Annotated in this window: 14 protein-coding genes; 8 read left to right on the top strand and 6 right to left on the bottom strand. The window is 72.8% G+C overall.

Going from position 1 to position 16,271, the window contains the following annotated elements; all coding sequences use genetic code 11:
* Positions 1 to 9: 9 nt before the first annotated feature.
* On the top strand, positions 10 to 1,638 hold the full coding sequence (locus AC07AB_RS34670; RefSeq protein WP_478575671.1) for a DHA2 family efflux MFS transporter permease subunit: 1,629 nt from the start codon (positions 10 to 12) through the stop codon (positions 1,636 to 1,638).
* Positions 1,639 to 1,767: 129 nt separating this feature from the next.
* On the opposite strand, the gene AC07AB_RS34665 is transcribed toward AC07AB_RS34670, so the two are convergent.
* Together AC07AB_RS34665 and AC07AB_RS34660 are read right to left on the bottom strand one after the other, a co-directional pair.
* Positions 1,768 to 2,061, bottom strand: a complete 294-nt coding sequence (locus AC07AB_RS34665) for an MTH1187 family thiamine-binding protein (RefSeq protein ID WP_478575668.1) — start codon at positions 2,059 to 2,061, stop codon at positions 1,768 to 1,770.
* Positions 2,058 to 2,402, bottom strand: coding sequence for a DUF3817 domain-containing protein (locus tag AC07AB_RS34660; RefSeq protein ID WP_478575665.1), 345 nt, complete (start codon positions 2,400 to 2,402; stop codon positions 2,058 to 2,060). Before AC07AB_RS34660 ends, AC07AB_RS34665 begins: the two co-directional genes overlap by 4 nt.
* Positions 2,403 to 2,793: 391 nt before the next feature.
* Here AC07AB_RS34660 and AC07AB_RS34655 point away from each other — a divergent pair, with 391 nt between their 5' ends.
* From AC07AB_RS34655 to AC07AB_RS34640, 4 genes are all read left to right on the top strand, one after another.
* Complete coding sequence (locus AC07AB_RS34655; RefSeq protein WP_478575662.1) at positions 2,794 to 3,432, top strand: AIM24 family protein; 639 nt, start codon at positions 2,794 to 2,796, stop codon at positions 3,430 to 3,432.
* On the top strand, positions 3,432 to 4,082 hold the full coding sequence (locus AC07AB_RS34650; RefSeq protein ID WP_478575660.1) for an AIM24 family protein: 651 nt from the start codon (positions 3,432 to 3,434) through the stop codon (positions 4,080 to 4,082). Before AC07AB_RS34655 ends, AC07AB_RS34650 begins: the two co-directional genes overlap by 1 nt.
* On the top strand, positions 4,079 to 4,843 hold the full coding sequence (locus tag AC07AB_RS34645; RefSeq protein WP_478575657.1) for an AIM24 family protein: 765 nt from the start codon (positions 4,079 to 4,081) through the stop codon (positions 4,841 to 4,843). Before AC07AB_RS34650 ends, AC07AB_RS34645 begins: the two co-directional genes overlap by 4 nt.
* A gap of 178 nt (positions 4,844 to 5,021) precedes the next feature.
* Positions 5,022 to 5,498, top strand: coding sequence for a MarR family winged helix-turn-helix transcriptional regulator (locus AC07AB_RS34640; protein ID WP_478575654.1), 477 nt, complete (start codon positions 5,022 to 5,024; stop codon positions 5,496 to 5,498).
* Positions 5,499 to 5,522: 24 nt separating this feature from the next.
* Here the strand turns inward: AC07AB_RS34640 and AC07AB_RS34635 are convergent, their stop codons facing one another.
* Positions 5,523 to 6,986, bottom strand: a complete 1,464-nt coding sequence (locus AC07AB_RS34635) for a sensor histidine kinase (RefSeq protein WP_478575650.1) — start codon at positions 6,984 to 6,986, stop codon at positions 5,523 to 5,525.
* On the bottom strand, positions 6,979 to 7,641 hold the full coding sequence (locus tag AC07AB_RS34630) for a response regulator transcription factor (protein ID WP_478575647.1): 663 nt from the start codon (positions 7,639 to 7,641) through the stop codon (positions 6,979 to 6,981). Before AC07AB_RS34630 ends, AC07AB_RS34635 begins: the two co-directional genes overlap by 8 nt.
* Before the next feature lie 116 nt (positions 7,642 to 7,757).
* Between AC07AB_RS34630 and AC07AB_RS34625 the strand changes: the two genes are divergently transcribed.
* Entirely contained in the window at positions 7,758 to 8,459 is a 702-nt protein-coding gene (locus AC07AB_RS34625) for a PepSY domain-containing protein (protein WP_478575645.1), read from the top strand.
* Positions 8,460 to 8,688: 229 nt separating this feature from the next.
* Here AC07AB_RS34625 and meaB read toward each other — a convergent pair whose 3' ends face one another.
* Together meaB and AC07AB_RS34615 are read right to left on the bottom strand one after the other, a co-directional pair.
* Entirely contained in the window at positions 8,689 to 9,648 is a 960-nt protein-coding gene (meaB, locus tag AC07AB_RS34620; protein ID WP_478575643.1) for a methylmalonyl Co-A mutase-associated GTPase MeaB, read from the bottom strand.
* Positions 9,649 to 9,676: 28 nt separating this feature from the next.
* Positions 9,677 to 10,879 carry an acetyl-CoA C-acetyltransferase gene (locus AC07AB_RS34615; RefSeq protein WP_478575640.1) on the bottom strand — a complete coding sequence of 401 codons (1,203 nt, stop codon included), beginning with the start codon at positions 10,877 to 10,879 and terminating at the stop codon, positions 9,677 to 9,679.
* A gap of 137 nt (positions 10,880 to 11,016) precedes the next feature.
* Here AC07AB_RS34615 and mce point away from each other — a divergent pair, with 137 nt between their 5' ends.
* Together mce and scy are read left to right on the top strand one after the other, a co-directional pair.
* Positions 11,017 to 11,445, top strand: a complete 429-nt coding sequence (gene mce / locus AC07AB_RS34610) for a methylmalonyl-CoA epimerase (protein WP_478575638.1) — start codon at positions 11,017 to 11,019, stop codon at positions 11,443 to 11,445.
* A 163-nt stretch (positions 11,446 to 11,608) separates the two neighbouring features.
* Positions 11,609 to 16,183 (top strand): polarized growth protein Scy, encoded by a 4,575-nt coding sequence (gene scy / locus AC07AB_RS34605; RefSeq protein ID WP_478575636.1) that lies wholly within the window; start codon positions 11,609 to 11,611, stop codon positions 16,181 to 16,183.
* Positions 16,184 to 16,271: the final 88 nt, after the last annotated feature.

Raw genomic sequence — 16,271 nt, 5'->3', positions numbered from 1 at the left:
GGTAATGGGATGCGTGCCCCTTCTGCCACCCGCCGATGGCTCGGTCTGATCGCCATCGCGCTGGGTGTGGCGCTGATGGTCGTGGACACCACGATCGTCAACGTGATCGTCCCCTCGGTCATCGAGGACCTGGACATCGGCTCCGGCCAGGCGCAGTGGATACAGGAGTCGTACGCGATCGTCGTCGCGGCGCTGCTCCTGCTGGTCGGCCGGTGCGCGGACATCCTCGGCGCCCGCCGGATCTTCGTCACGGGGGTCGTGGTCTTCGGCGCGACCAGCGTGCTGGCCGGCCTCGCGCCCACCGGCGGCCTGCTCGTACTGGCCCGCTTCCTGCAGGGCGCGGGCGCGGCGATGATCCTGCCGACCTCGCTCGCCCTGCTGAACGCGACGTTCACCGGCAAGGCGCGCGGGCAGGCGTTCGCCGTCTGGGGCTCGACCATCGGCGCCGCCTCGGCGCTCGGCCCGCTGCTGGGCGGCTGGCTCGCCGCGCACGCCTCCTGGCGCTGGGCGTTCGGCATCAACGTGCCGCTCGCGGCGCTGATCGCGGTCGGCGCGCTACTGTTCCTGGCCCCCTCGCCCCGGACCGCGGCGCGCGTCGACGTGACGGGGGCGGTACTGTCCGCGCTCGGCCTCGGCCTGCTCGCCTTCGGGCTCGTCGAGGGTCGTACGTACGGGTGGCTCGCCTCGATCCGCGCGCTGGACGTCCTCGGGTTCGCGTGGGACGGCGGCCCCTCGCCAGTCCTCGTCGCCCTGGTGCTCGCCGTAGCCGCCCTGGCCTTGTTCGTCCGCCGCCAAGCGGTCCTCAGCCGCGGTGACGACCCCGCGCGGGCCCTGATGGACGTACGGCTCTTCTCCGTCGCGTCGTTCCGCAACGGCAACATCGCCACCTTGATCATCGGGCTCGGCGAGTTCGGCATCGTGGCGGTGCTCCCGCTGTGGCTCCAGTTCACCCTCGGCTACAGCGCGCTCCAAGCGGGGCTCGCGCTCGTGCCGGTGGCCGTCGGCAGCTTCGTCGCGAGCGGCGCGAGCTTCCCGATGTCGGCCAAGGTCGCGGCCCTCGGCCAGGTCCGCGTCGGGCTGGCCATGGAGGTCGCCGGGCTGGCCGGACTCGGGCTGATCGCGGCCGCGGACAGCCCCTGGTGGTCGATCGCGCTGGTGCTCTTCCTCTACGGCATCGGCGTGGGGTTCGCCACGGCCCAGGTCACCAATGTGGTGCTCGCGGAGGTCCCCGACCACAGCGCGGGGCAGGGGTCCGGCATCCAGAGCGCCTTCCGCCAGTTGGGCTCCGCCCTGGGCATCGCCGTGCTGACCACGGCGTTCTTCACCACCCTCGGCGCCAGGCTGCGCGACGGCCTCGGCGACGCCGGCCTGTCGGCGGAGCGGTCCGGCCGGTTCGCGCACGCCGTCACCGACAGCGCGGGAGCCGCGATCGGCCCCCTGGCCGCGCACCCGGGCACCGCGCCGGTCGCCGAGGCGGCGCGTTCGGCGATGACCACGGGCATCAGCGTCGGCGGCTTCATCGCGGCGGGCTTCGTCGCACTCGGGCTGATCGCCACCGCCCTGATCCCCGGCGCGCGGGCCGGTGCGGCCACCACGCCGGGGCCTTCCCCGGCGGAGCCGGAGCCCGCGCGCTCCTGAGCGCCGGGGGGCGGGGGCAGCGCGGGCCGGGGTCGAGCGCTCGCCCCGGCCCTGTGCGTGCGGATGCGGATGCGGGCCGCCAGCGCCCGACAGCCAGTCAGTCCGTCAGTCCGTCAGTCCGTCAGTCCGTCAGGAAGACAGGTACCGCTCGACCGTCTCGACCTTCTTGTTCAAGCCGTCCGTGACTCCGGGCCTGATGTCGGCCTTGAGTACCAGCGAGACCCGGCCGGACCTGGCCTCGACGGCGGCGACGGCGCGCTTGACGACGTCCATGACCTCGTCCCACTCGCCCTCGATGGATGTGAACATCGCGTCCGTACGGTTCGGCAGGCCGGATTCGCGGACCACGCGGACCGCTTCGGCCACGTACTCGCCGACGTCCTCACCGACGCCGAGCGGGGAGACGGAGAAGGCGACGATCATGCGTTGACCACGCCTTCCTTGCGGGCACGGGCGGCGATGAGGCTGGCCTCGGCCTCGCGGCGGAGCATGCGCTCGGCGAAGAAGCCGCCGGTCGGCAGGACGGAGAGGACGAAGTAGAGGGCGGCGGTCTTCACCGGCCACTTGGTGCGGTTCCAGGCGTCGGCCCAGAAGATCACGTAGAGGACGAAGAGCACGCCGTGGATCATGCCCATGGTCGGCACGGCGTTGAAGTCGGTCGTCCGCTTGAGCACCGAGCAGATGATGAGCAGCAGAAACGAAACGGCCTCCGGGGCGGAGACCAGGCGGAGCCGGCGCAGGGCGGAGGCGGTCTTGATGTCCACGGATACCTCTTGTCGACAGTGGCGGCTCTTGTGAACGTGATCACAAGAGAAGGCCATTATCGCCCCCGCCCCCGATTTCCCCGCGCGCGGGGGCGGGTACCCGGGAGAACCGCAGGCAGCGGTGGTGCGGGAGTGTCCCCGTCGGGGAATCCGTGGTCATGACGGAATCCGCGGTTCGACGGAAGCCCGCCCACGACCGGTCGGCCGCCGCCGGCCGGCCCCCTCCACCGCCGGGGCTGCGCGCCTCCACCGCCGGAGCGGCGCCTCCCCGCTGGAGGTCGAGCAGGCGGCCGGTGAGCGGTCCGCGCCCGGTGCACCGGTGACGGCCGGTGAGCGGTCCGCGCCCCGTGCACCGGTGACGGCCGGGCCCGCGCCGGATAGCGTCTGAGCCGTGGCTCAGTTTCGGCTCCAGGGGAGCAAGATGCTCGCCGTCGACATGACGGGCGACGCGGTCAAGGCCAAGAACGGCGCGATGGTCGCGTACGACGGCGAGATGACGTTCAAGAAGCGCACGGGCGGCGGGGAGGGCCTGCGGGGCATGGTGACCCGCCGCCTCACGGGGGAACAGATGGAAGTCATGGAGGTGAAGGGCCGCGGCACCTGCTACTTCGCGGACCGGGCGAGCGAGATCAACCTGGTGAACCTGAACGGCGAGAAGCTGTACGTCGAGGCGAGCAATCTGCTCTGCACGGACTCGGCGCTGCGCACCGGCACGACCTTCACCGGGCTGCGCGGCGCGTCCCAGGGCAACGGGCTGTTCACCACCAGCGTGGAGGGCACCGGGCAGGCCGCGATCCTCTCGGACGGCACGGCGATCGTGCTGCGCGTGACGCCGCAGACGCCGCTCCAGGTGGACCCCGGCGCGTACATAGCGCACACCGGCAATCTGAAGCAGCACTTCCAGTCGGGCGTGAACTTCCGCACGTTCATAGGCGAGGGCTCGGGCGAGGCGTTCCAGATCCGGTTCGAGGGCGACGGGCTGGTGTACGTGCAGCCCAGCGAGCGCAACACGATCGGTGGTGACGTGTAGTGCCGTTCCAGATGCTCAACTCGCGCATGGTGGAGGGCAGCGTCCTCCCCGGGCAGCGGATGTTCAGCCAGCGCGGCGCGATGCTCGCCTACCGGGGCGATGTGTCCTTCACGCCCAGCATCACGGGCGGCCAGGGCGGCGTGCTGTCGATGATCGGGCGGCGGGTGGCGAATGAGGCCACGCCGCTGATGATCGTGGAGGGCAGCGGCACCGTGATGTTCGGTCACGGCGGGCACCATGTGCACGTCATCGAGATGGCGGGCGACACCCTCTATGTGGAGTCCGACCGGCTGCTGGCCTTCGACGGGACGCTCGACCAGGGCACGATGTTCATGGGTTCGCAGGGCGGCGTGATGGGGATGGTGCGCGGCCAGGTCACCGGGCAGGGGCTGTTCACCACCACGCTCAAGGGGCACGGCGCCGCGGCCGTGCTGGCGCACGGCGGCTTCGTCGAGCTGCCGATCACCCCGGGCCGTGCCGTCCATGTGGACCCGCAGGCGTATGTGGCGCACCGCGGCGACGTGCGCAACAAGCTGTCCACGGCGATCGGCTGGCGCGAGATGGTGGGCCGGGGCTCGGGCGAGGCGTTCCAACTGGAGCTGTCGGGCAGCGGCACCGTGTACGTACAGGCGTCGGAGGAAAAACTGTGACCGGTCCCGAGATCTATGACGCGCAGACGCTGCCGGTCGACGACAACGTCAACTCGTATGCCTTCAGCGTGGATCTGAACGGCCAGTGGTTCCTGCAGAAGGGGAAGATGGTCGCCTATTACGGGCAGATCGACTTCCACGGCATCGGTCTGGGCCGCCTCGACAGCCTTATCGCGCGCAGTTTCCACTCACCTCTGCACGCCTCGGACTGGGTGGTGGCGGAGGGCCGGGGCAAGATGGTGCTCGCGGACCGGGCCTTCGACGTCAACTCGTACGACCTGGAAGACGGCAACCTCACCGTACGCTCCGGCAATCTGCTGGCCTTTCAACCGTCCCTTTCGCTGAAGCAGTCGATCGTTCCGGGCTTTCTGACGCTGATCGGCACGGGCAAGTTCGTCGCCGCGTCGAACGGGCCGGTGGTCTTCGTGGAGCCGCCGATCCGGGTCGATCCACAGGCGCTGGTCGGCTGGGCCGACTGCCCTTCCCCCTGCCACCATTACGACCATCAGTACCTGCGCGGCGTACTGGGCGGCGTGCGGGCGTGGACGGGGATCGGCGGCACGTCGGGCGAGGAGCACCAGTTCGAGTTCGTGGGCAGCGGCACGGTGTTGCTGCAGTCCACGGAGGAGCTGATGGCCGAGCTGGCGACGGGCGCGGTGCCGCAGCAGGAAGGCGTTCCGAATGCAACCGGTGCAAACCAGCCATCCCAACCGGGCGGCTCCGGCCAGCTGGGGTCCCTCCAACGCCGTTTCGGGCTGTGAGCGGTACTCTGCAGAGGGTGACGTCGAACGCGTGACCACATAGCGTCGTCCAGCCCTGTCCGACTCCGGCCGGTACGCCCCCGCACGACCACGAACCGGCATCGGACGGCATGGCCCAGCACCGCCTCGCATGGCCGATAATGATTCATATTTCAACTTCCTTAGGTAGAATCCATCCATGGACACCGAGAACGGCACCCGCTGGCTCAGCGACGAGGAACAGCGCGCCTGGCGTGCCCACCTGGACGTCAGCCGACTTCTGAGTCACCAGCTCGAACGGGACCTGCAACCCTTCGGGCTCACCAACAACGACTACGAGATCCTGGTCAATCTCTCGGAGTCCGAGGACCACCGGATGCGGATGAGCGACCTCGCCACCGTCACCCTCCAGTCCAAGAGCCGCCTCTCCCACCAGATCACCCGGATGGAGACCGCCGGTCTGGTCCGCCGGGAGAACTGCGAGTCCGACCGCCGCGGCCTCTACGCGGTCCTGACCGAGCAGGGATGGGAGACGATGCGCAAGGTCGCGCCGCACCACGTCGCCTCCGTGCGCAAGCACTTCATCGATCTGCTCACGACCGACGACCTCAAGACGCTCTACGGCTCCCTCGCGCCCGTCGCCAAGCACCTGCGCACCACGCGCGGCCGGGCTTAGCGGGGCCGCCGGGCCGGGGTGCCGTCACCCCGGCGATCCGGCCCGCTCCAGCCGCAGTTCGAAGCACGCGCCACCGCGGGGCGACTCGCACACCGTGAGCGTCCCGCCGTGCCGCGCGGCCACGTCCCGGGCGATGGCCAGCCCCAGCCCGGCCCCGCCGTCGTCCCGGCTGCGCGCGTCGTCGAGCCGTACGAACCGCTCGAAGATCCGCTCCCGTTCCGGCTCCGGCACCCCGGCCCCGTCGTCGGCGACGGCCAGCACCAGCCGCCGCCCCTCGGCCCGCACCGAGAGCACGACCTCCGACTCCGCGTGCCGGCACGCGTTGTCCACCAGGTTGCCCAGCACCCGCCCCAACTGCCCGCGCGAGCCCAGCACCTCACCGGCCGTCAGCTCCTCCGCCCGTACGGCGATGCGGCCGCGTCCCGAGGCAGTCCGCCGCGACAGCTCCTCGCGCACCAGCCCCGCCAAATCCACCCGCCCGTCCGCGGGCCGCTCCCCCGCGTCCAGCCGCGCCAGGAGCAGCAGATCCGCCGCGAGGTTCTGAAGCCGCACGGTGTCCTCCACCGCGCCCTCCGCGTCCAGCAGCTCCGGATGGGCCACGCCCACCTCCAACTGCGTGCGCAGGCTGGCGATCGGGCTCCGCAGCTCGTGCGAGGCGTCGGCGACGAACCGGCGCTGCCGCTCCACCGACGCCTGGAGGGCGGCGAGCGTCTCATTGGTCGTACGGGCCAGCCGCGCCACCTCGTCCCGCGCCTGCGGCTCCGGCACCCGCCGCCCCAGGTCCTCGCTCGCCGTGATGGCGGCCATCTCCCGCCGAATGCCCTCCACGGGCCGCAGCGAGCGCCGCGTCACCAGCCAGGTCACCCCCGCCACGACGACGAGCAGCAGGGGCAGCCCGATGAGCATCGCGCCGCGCACCGTGGCGACCGCGTCCTGCTCGGCGGCGAGCGGGGCGCCCACGTAGACCGTGACCTTCTCGCCCCCGGGCGTGGCCGCCTCCACGGCGGCGAAGCGGTAGTCGCCCGTCCGGCCGTGGACCCGGGCCGTGCCGCTGCTCAGGTCGACGTCGTCGGAGACCTTGCCGCGGCCCGGCCCGCGCCCGCCCTCGTCATCGTCGCTGTCGTCGTCGCTGTCGTCGCCGTCACCGCCGTCGTCCCCGTGCGCCGGCGACGGCTGGGGCTTCACGGCCTCGCTGCCCGTGCCGGTCACTGCTTCGAGGTGGTCGCTGGCGGCCCGTACCCGCTTGTCGTCGTCCACGACCTGCATCGGATGGTGGTCCTCGGACTCCAGCTTCTTGAACGGCTCGCCCGTCGCGACCTGCGAGGCCACCCCCCGCGCGTCGGCCTCCGCCTGGAGGTCGGCCTGGTCGGTCAGGTTGCCCCGCAGCACCGCCAGCACCGCGATCCCGGCGGCCACCAGGGCCAGCGCCACCACCACCGTCGCGCCCAGCGCGGCCTTGGACCGTACGGAGCCGAATCCCCTACGCACGCGCCACCAGCCGGTATCCGGCGCCGCGCACCGTGGTGATGGACTCGGGGCCGAGCTTGCGGCGGAGCGCGCTGATGTAGACCTCGACGATGTTGGGGTCCCCGTCGTAGGCGAAGTCCCAGACGTGCTCCAGGATCTCCGCCTTGGAGACGACCTCCCCGGCCCGTACCGCCAGTTGCTCCAGGACGGCGAACTCCTTGGCGGTCAGCGACGCCTCCACACCGTCCCGGCAGACCGTGCGCGCGGCCCGGTCGACGCTCAGGGCGCCGATCCGGAGCACGGGCGCGGAGCCGGTGCCGCGGCGGCGCAGCAGGGCCCGTACCCGCGCCACCAGCACCACGTACGAGAAGGGTTTGGTCAGGTAGTCGTCGGCGCCGGTGTCGAGCCCCTCGGCCTCGTCGTACTCGCCGTCCTTCGCCGTGAGCATCAGGATCGGCACCTCGCTGCCGTCGGCGCGCAGGGTCGCGCAGATGCGGTAGCCGTTCATGCCGGGCAGCATGATGTCGAGAATGAGGAGGTCGTACGAGCCTTCGCGGGCCCGGTGCAGCCCCTCCAGCCCGTCGTGGACGGCGTCCACGGCGAAGCCCTCGGCGGTGAGCCCCTTGGCCAGCGAGAGCGCCAGCCGCTTCTCGTCCTCCACGATCAACAAGCGCATGGGAACGACTCTGCCAAAAACAGGCTGAAGAAATCTTCAGCCTGCTTCAGCTTGGCTTCAGTGAGGCACAGCCAGTGTGGGGGTTGTCGAGAACGACCGATCGGGAGGAATTCCTCATGAGGCGCAATATCGCCATCGCCACCGTAGCCGCGGCCGCTGTGATCGCCGGGGGCACCGCGACGGCCGTCGCCGTCACCGGCGACGACGGACCGGGCCGGCACGCGTCGGCCGGTCGGCACGCTTCGGACAGCGGGGGCCCCTCGGACGGCAAGGGCTCCTCGGACGGGTCGGCGGGGCCGAAGTCGAGCCTCCACGTCAAGGACGACGACGCGCACGAGGACGCCACCGAGGCCAGGACGGCCAGGATCACCGCTCCCCAGGCGGCGGCCGCGGCCCTCAAGGCCGTACCGGGCACCGTCACGGAGATCGACCTCGACGAGGACGATCCGGGCCTGGTCTGGGAGGTGGACGTACTCGGCCAGGACGGCAAGTGGCACGACGTCACCCTCGACGCCGGCGACGGCAAGGTCCTCAACCAGCACATCGAGCGCAAGGACGACGGCCACCACGGCGTGTCCCACGCCCGCCAGGAGCTGAAGGGCGCCACGGTCGACGCCGCCGAGGCCGCCCGCAAGGGCGCGCACGACGGGGCGACGGTGACGAAGGTGGACCTCGACGACGACCACCGCGCCGCGTCGGTGTGGAAGGTGGAGACCGTCACGAAGCACGGCAAGGAGCACAACCTCCTCATCGACCCCCGGACGGGCGCCGTGAGCAACGGCCCGGCCGATGACGACTCCGACGACGACGATGACTGACCACGACTGACGACGGCCGACGATGGCTGAGGGGCTGCCCGGTGGTGCCGCGTCGCGGTGCCACCGGCCCGCGTACGCCCTCCTGGGGCCGTCACCGGCCGCCGCCCCCGGCGCCGCTCGGCACGCCCCGTGTGGGCCCCCGTGGGCCCCTGTGGGCCCCGACCTCCCGTGCGCAGGTCGGCGCCCACGCCCCCGCGTCCGCTGACGGCGACGAGGGGCGGAAGCCTCGTCAGCCGGCCTCGGTGATGCCCGCGACCAGCTCGTCGGCCGCCGTGTACGGGTCGAGCGTCCCCGTGACGATGCGCTCGGCCAGGGCGCCCAGCCGCCGGTCCCCCCGCAGGTCCCCGATCTTCTCCCGCAGCGCGGTGACGGCGATCGTCTCGACCTCGCGGGCGGCGCGCTCGGCGCGCCTCTCCGCGAGGGCCCCGTGCTCGTCCATCCACGCCCGGTGCTTCTCCAGCGCCTCGACGAGCTCGTCGGTGCCCTCGCCGCGCGCGGCCACCGTCTTGACGATGGGCGGCCGCCAGTCGCCGGGGGCGCGGGCCTCGCCCAGCCCCAGCATGTGGTTGAGCTCGCGGGCCGTGGCGTCGGCGCCGTCCCGGTCGGCCTTGTTGACCACGTAGACGTCACCGATCTCCAGGATTCCGGCCTTGGCCGCCTGGATGCCGTCCCCCATGCCGGGCGCCAGCAGCACCACGGAGGTGTCCGCCTGCGCGGCGATCTCCACCTCGGACTGCCCGACGCCGACCGTCTCGACGAGGACCACGTCGCAGCCCGCCGCGTCCAGCACCCGGATCGCCTGCGGCGCGGCCCAGGCCAGGCCGCCGAGGTGGCCGCGGGTGGCCATCGAGCGGATGTACACGCCGGTGTCGGAGGCGTGCTCCGACATGCGCACCCGGTCGCCGAGGAGCGCGCCGCCCGAGAACGGCGAGGACGGGTCGACGGCGAGCACGCCCACCCGCTTCCCCGCCCGGCGGTAGGCGCTGACCAGCGCGGACGTCGAGGTGGACTTGCCGACGCCGGGCGGTCCGGTCAGCCCGACGACGTACGCGCCGCCCGTCAGCGGCGCCAGTGCGGCCATCACCTCGCGCAGCTGCGGGGACGCCCCCTCCACCAGTGAGATCAGCCGGGCCACGGCGCGCGGCCGGCCCTGCCGCGCCTGCTCGACCAGGGTGGGGACGTCCGCCATCACTGCTCCGTTCTCCAGTACTCGCTGGTCACTTGCCCGGTACGCGGACGATCAGCGCGTCTCCCTGACCGCCGCCGCCGCACAGCGCCGCCGCGCCCACCCCGCCGCCGCGCCGCTTCAGCTCCAGCGCCAGGTGGAGTACGAGCCGTGCGCCGGACATCCCGATGGGGTGGCCGAGGGCGATGGCCCCGCCGTTCACGTTCACCTTTTCCGGCGAAATCCCGAGGTCCTTCATTGACTGCACGGCGACGGCGGCGAACGCCTCGTTGATCTCGACGAGGTCGAGGTCCGCGACGTCCAGCCCCTCCTTGCCGAGGGCATGCCGGATCGCGTTGGAGGGCTGCGACTGGAGGGAGTTGTCGGGGCCGGCGACGTTGCCGTGCGCGCCGATCTCCGCGATCCACTCCAGGCCCAGTTCCTCGGCCTTGGCCTTGCTCATCACGACGACGGCCGCCGCGCCGTCGGAGATCTGCGAGGCGGTGCCCGCGGTGATCGTGCCGTCCTTCGCGAAGGCGGGGCGCAGCTTGCCGAGCGATTCGGCCGTGGTCTCGCCCCGGATGCCCTCGTCCTTGGCGAAGATGACCGGTTCGCCCTTGCGCTGCGGGATCTCGACGGGCGTGATCTCCGCCTCGAAGACGCCGTTCTTCTGGGCCGCCGCGGCCCGCTGGTGCGAGCGGGCGCCGATCTCGTCCTGCTCGGCGCGGCCGATGCCGAGGCGGGTGTTGTGCTTCTCGGTGGACTCGCCCATCGCGACGCCTTCGTAGGCGTCCGTGAGCCCGTCGAGCGCCATGGAGTCCAGCATTTCCACCGCACCGTACTTGTAGCCCTCACGGGACTTCGGCAGCAGGTGCGGTGCGTTGGTCATCGACTCCTGGCCGCCGGCCACGACGATGTCGAACTCGCCCGCGCGGATCAGCTGGTCGGCGAGGGCGATGGCGTCGAGCCCGGAGAGGCAGACCTTGTTGACCGTCAGCGCGGGCACGCTCATCGGGATGCCCGCCTGGACGGCCGCCTGCCGGGCGGGGATCTGTCCGGCGCCCGCCTGGAGCACCTGCCCCATGATCACGTACTGCACCTGGTCGCCGCCGATGCCGGCCCGGTCGAGGGCGGCCTTGATCGCGGCTCCGCCGAGGTCGGCTCCGGAGAAGGACCGCAGGGAGCCGAGCAGGCGGCCCATGGGCGTGCGGGCGCCCGCGACGATCACAGAGGTGGTGCCGGTCGTACCAGTCATGGTGCGGCCCCTTCGCGCTGAGGGATGTTAACGAGGGTTCCCGTCAATGTACTGAGCGGTACCCGCCCGGTCACCGGGCGGCGGGTGTGATCGCGCGCACGTTGCGTAACCATGCGTGCGAGCGGTGCACTGGAACCATGCTGACGCGAATCGACCACATCGGGATCGCCTGCTCCGACCTCGACGCGACCGTCGAGTTCTACCGTGCCACGTACGGCTTCGAGGTGTTCCACACCGAGGTCAACGAGGAACAGGGCGTGCGCGAGGCCATGCTGAAAATCAATGAGACGTCCGACGGCGGCGCCTCCTACCTCCAGCTCCTGGAACCGATCCGCGAGGACAGCGCGGTCGGCAAGTGGCTCGCCAAGAACGGCGAGGGCGTGCATCACATCGCCTTCGGCACCGAGGACGTCGACGCGGACGCCGCGGCCGTGCGCGACAAGGGCGTACGCGTCCTCTACGACGAGCCGCGGAGGGGCTCGATGGACTCCCGCATCACCTTCCTGCACCCCAAGGACTGCCACGGAGTCCTCACCGAACTCGTCACTGCGGCGACGGAGCACTGACCTCTGCCATCCCCGGCCGGTAGACTGCAGGTTCGGCCGGGGTACGGGATCGGGGCTCGGCCCGAGCTTTGCCGATGATCTGACACCATTTCCTCGGAAGGGCCGGCTCCGGGTTCGACCAGCACGCAGGACGGAGCAGGCCGCCAACGCGACCAGGGGACGGATGGACCGCGCAGTGCGGGGCGACGACCGCTACGAGCCTGAAGACCACCTCTCGAAGTTCGAGGCCGAGATGAAGCGGCTGCGGACCGAGCGGGAGAAGGCCGTTCAGCACGCCGACGACCTCGGCTATCAGGTCGAGGTGTTGCGCGCCAAGCTGCACGAGGCGCGCCGCAACCTCGCGGCACGCCCTGCCTTCGACAGCGGCGATCTCGGCTACCAGGCCGAGCAGCTGCTGCGTAACGCGCAGATCCAGGCCGACCAGTTGCGTACGGACGCCGAGCGCGAGCTCCGCGACGCCCGTGCCCAGACCCAGCGGCTGCTCCAGGAGCACGCCGAGCGGCAGGCCCGGCTCGAATCCGAGCTGCACTCCGAGGCCGTGGCCCGCCGCCAGCGGCTCGACGAGGAGCTGGCGGAGCGCCGGCGGACCGTCGAGTCGCACGTGAACGAGAACGTCGCCTGGGCCGAGCAGTTGCGCGCCCGCACCGAGGGCCAGGCCCGCCGGCTGATGGAGGAGTCGCGGGCCGAGGCCGAGCAGGCGGTCGCCACGGCCCACGCGGAGGCCCAGCGGCTGACCGAGCGCGCCCGGGAGCGGCTCAACTCCGCCGCCGAGGACGCGCGTGCCGAGGCCGAGGCCATACTGCGGCGGGCCCGTACGGACGCCGAGCGGCTGCTGACCGCCGCCTCCACGCAGGCGCAGGAGGCCACCGACCACGCCGAGCAGCTGCGCACCGGCGCCGCGGGCGAGTCCGAGCAGGCCCGCCGGCAGGCCGCTGAGCTGACCCGGGCCGCCGAGACGCGGATGCAGGAGGCCGAGACGGCGCTGCGCGAGGCGCGGGCCGAGTCGGAGAAGCTGGTCACGGAGGCGAAGGAGGCCGCGGCCAAGCGGCTGACCGGCGCCGAGTCGGAGAACGAGCAGCGCACCCGCACCGCCAAGGCGGAGATCGCCCGGCTGGTCGGCGAGGCCACCAAGGAGGCCGAGGCGCTGCGGGCCGAGGCCGAGCAGGAGCGGGACGACGCCCGTGCCAAGGCTGAGCGGCTGGTGGCCGAGGCCGCCGAGGACGCCCGCAGCGCCGCCGCCGAGGACTCCGCGGCGCAGCTCGCGAAGGCCGCGCGGCAGGCCGAGGAGGTGCTGACCAAGGCGTCCGAGAACGCGCAGGCCACCACCAAGTCCGCCGCGGCCGAGGCGGAGCGCATCCGCCGGGAGGCCGAGGCGGAGTCCGACCGGCTGCGCGAGCAGGCCACCGAGTCCGCCGAGCAGCTCAAGGGCGCGGCGAAGGACGACACCAAGGAGTACCGCGCCAAGACCGTCGAGCTCCAGGAGGAGGCCCGGCGGCTGCGCGGGGAGGCCGAGCAGCTGCGCGCGGAGGCCGTCGCCGAGGGCGAGCGGCTGCGCACCGAGGCCCGGCGCGAGGCGGTCCAGCAGATCGAGGAGGCGGCCAGTACCGCCGAGGAGCTGCTGACGAGGGCGAAGGCCGACGCGGAGGAGACCCGCGGCGGCGCGAGCGCCGAGAGCGAGCGCGTACGGACCGAGGCGTCCGAACGCGCCGCGGCGCTGCGCAAGCAGGCCGAGGAGAGCGTCGAGAAGGCCCGTACGGAGGCCGAGGAGACGCGCACCGAGGCCGAGGGCCAGGCCGAACTGACGCGCACCGAGGCCGAGGAGACGGCCCGCCAGTTGCGCGAGGAGGCCGAGCGGGGCGCCGAGGCGCTGCGCGAGGAGGCCGAGGCGGAGCTCGTCCGGCTGCGCGAGGAGGCCGAGACCCGGGTCACCGCGGCGGAGTCCGCGCTGGACGAGGCGCGTACCGAGGCCGAACGGCTGCGCCGGGAGACGTCGGAGGAGACGGAGCGGCTGCGCACGGAGGCCGCGGAGCGGCTGCGCACGCTCCAGCAGCAGGCGGAGACCGAGGCGGAGCGCGTACGCGCCGAGGCGGTCGAAGAGGCGTCGAGCGCCCGTTCCGAGGGCGAGGCGGCGGCCGTGCGGCTGCGCGAGCGGGCCACCGCCGAGGCGGAGCGGCTGCGCGAGGAGGCCAAGGAGGCCGCCGACCGGGTGCGGTCCGAGGCGAACGCCGCGGCCGAGCGCACGGAGGCCGAGGCCGCCGAGGCGCTGACGGCGGCTCAGGAGGAGGCGGCCCGCCGCCGCCGGGAGGCCGAGCAGCTGCTCGGCGACGCCCGCTCCGAGGCGCAGGCGGAGCGCGAACAGGCGCACGAGCAGAGCGAGGAGCTGCTCGCCTCGGCCCGTAAGCGGGTCACGGAGGCGCAGGAGGAGGCCCAGCGGCTGTCGGCGGAGGCCGAGCAGCGGGCGGGCGAACTGGTCGCCACCGCGGAGCAGACCGCCCAGCAGGTGCGGGACGCCGTCGCGGGCCTGCACGAGCAGGCCGAGGAGGAGATCTCCGGGCTGCGCTCGGCCGCCGAGCACAACGCGGAGCGCACCCGCACGGAGGCGCAGGAGGAGGCGGACCGGGTCCGTTCCGACGCGTACGCCGAGCGGGAGCGGGCCGCCGAGGACGCCGGGCGGGTCCGCCGGGAGGCGCAAGAGGCCGCCGAGGCCGCCAAGTCCGCCGCGGAGCAGGCGGTCGCGGAGGCCACGGCCGAGGCGGAGCGGCTGGCCGCCGAGGCGGAAGCGGTGCTCGACGAGGCCCGGGAGGCGGCGAACGCCCGCCGCTCGGAGGCCGCCGAGCAGGCCGACGAGCTGATGACGATGGCGGCGGAGGAGGCCGATCAGCAGCGCGCGGCGGCCGCCGAGACCGTCGAGAAGGCCCGTACGGAGGCGGACCGGCTGCTGGACGAGGCGCGCGAGGCGGGCGACGCCCGGCGCGCCGAGGCGGCCGGTCAGGCCGACGCGCTGGTCGCGGAGGCGACGGCGGAGGCGGAGCGGCTGCGCACCGAGGCCGCGACGACGCTCGGTGAGGCCCGCGAGGCCGCGGAGGAGCACCGCGCGCAAGCCACCGCGTACGCCGACCAGTTGGTCGAGGACGCCACGGCGGAGGCCGAGCGGCTGCGCGCCGAGGCGACGACGGCGCTCGACGAGGCGCGCGAGGCGGCCGAGACGCACCGCACGGAAGCCGCCGAGCACGCGGAGAAGTTGACCGCGGACGCCACGGCGCGGGCCGAGCGGATGGTGTCGGACGCCTCCGCCAAGGCTCAGCAGTTGCGTACGGACGCCTCGGACGCGCTCGCCTCCTCGGAGCAGGACGCGAACCGGACCCGCGCCGAGGCCCGGGACGACGCGAACAAGATGCGCGCCGACGCCGCCCAGCAGGCGGAGGGGGTGCGTGCGGAGGGCCGTGCCGAGGCCGAGCGCATCGTCAACGAGGCCACGGAGCTGACCTCTTCGGCGCAGGAGGACGCGGACCGCATCCTCGACGAGGCGCGGGAGGCGGCGAACGCCCGCCGTTCGGAGGCCGCGGAGCAGGCCGACCGGCTGATGTCGGAGGCGCTGACCGAGGCCGAGGTCCTGGTGACCGACGCCACGGCGAAGTCGGAGAAGCTGGGCGCGGACGCGGCCGAGGCGCTGGAGGGCGCGCAGAGCGAGGCGGCCCGTACGCTCGACGAGGCCCGCGAGGCGGCGGGCGCCCGCCGGAGCGAGGCGGCCGAGCAGGCCGACGCGCTGATCGCCGAGGCGACGAAGGAGGCGGACCGGCTGCGCGCCGAGGCCGCCGAGACCGTCACCTCCGCGCAGGAGCACGCGACCCGCACCCGCGCCGAGTCCGAGCGGGTCAAGGCGGAGGCCGAGGCGGAAGCGGAGCGGCTGCGCACCGAGGCGCGGGCGCAGGCGCAGGAGGCCCTGGACGAGGCGCGCCAGGAGGCGTCCAAGCGCCGCAACGACGCCGCCCAGCAGGCGGACCAGCTGGTCGCCAAGGCTCAGGAAGAGGCCGTACGGGCGGCGACGGCCGCCGAGGAGCAGGCCGACAGCATGGTCGGCGCGGCCCGCAAGGAGGCCGAGCGGATCGTCACGGAGTCCACCGGCGAGGGCAACGCGCTGGTCGAGCAGGCCCGTACGGACGCGAACACGTTGCTGGCCGAGGCGCGGGGCGACGCGACGGCTATACGGGACCGGGCGGAGGAGCTGCGGACCCGGATCGAGGGCGAGGTCGAGGAGCTGCACGACCGGGCCCGGCGCGAGTCGTCCGAGGCGATGCAGTCGGCGGGCGAGCGCTGCGACAAGCTGGTGGCGGCGGCGACCGAACAGCTCGCGGAGGCCAAGGAGAAGGCGGAGAAGCTGGTCTCGGACGCCGGCAGCGAGGCGAGCAAGGTCCGTATCGCCGCGGTGCGCAAGGCGGAGGGGCTGCTCAAGGAGGCCGAGCAGAAGAAGGCCGATTCGGTGCGGGAGGCGGAGCGCGTACGCGCCGAGGCCACCGCGGAGGCCCAGCGGATCGTGGACGAGGGCAAGCAGGAGCTGGAGGTGCTGGTACGTCGCCGCAAGGACATCAATACAGAGATCTCCCGCGTCCAGGACGTGTTGGAGGCGTTGGAGTCATTCGAGTCGCCCACCGCCGCCGGGGGTAAGGATGGCGGCGGCGTCAAGGCGGCGGCCGGAGCCGGTTCCACTCGCACGAGTGGCAAGCAGTCCGATAACTAGCCACTCGAATGAGGGGACATTCTCCAGACCAATCGGACGTTGACTCGATGACACGCCGTTCGCACCCCTAGGATTCCCTCTATCACCT

The organism is Streptomyces sp. NPDC044033, assembly GCF_056434425.1.
This window is presented reverse-complemented; position numbering and strand designations above follow the sequence as displayed.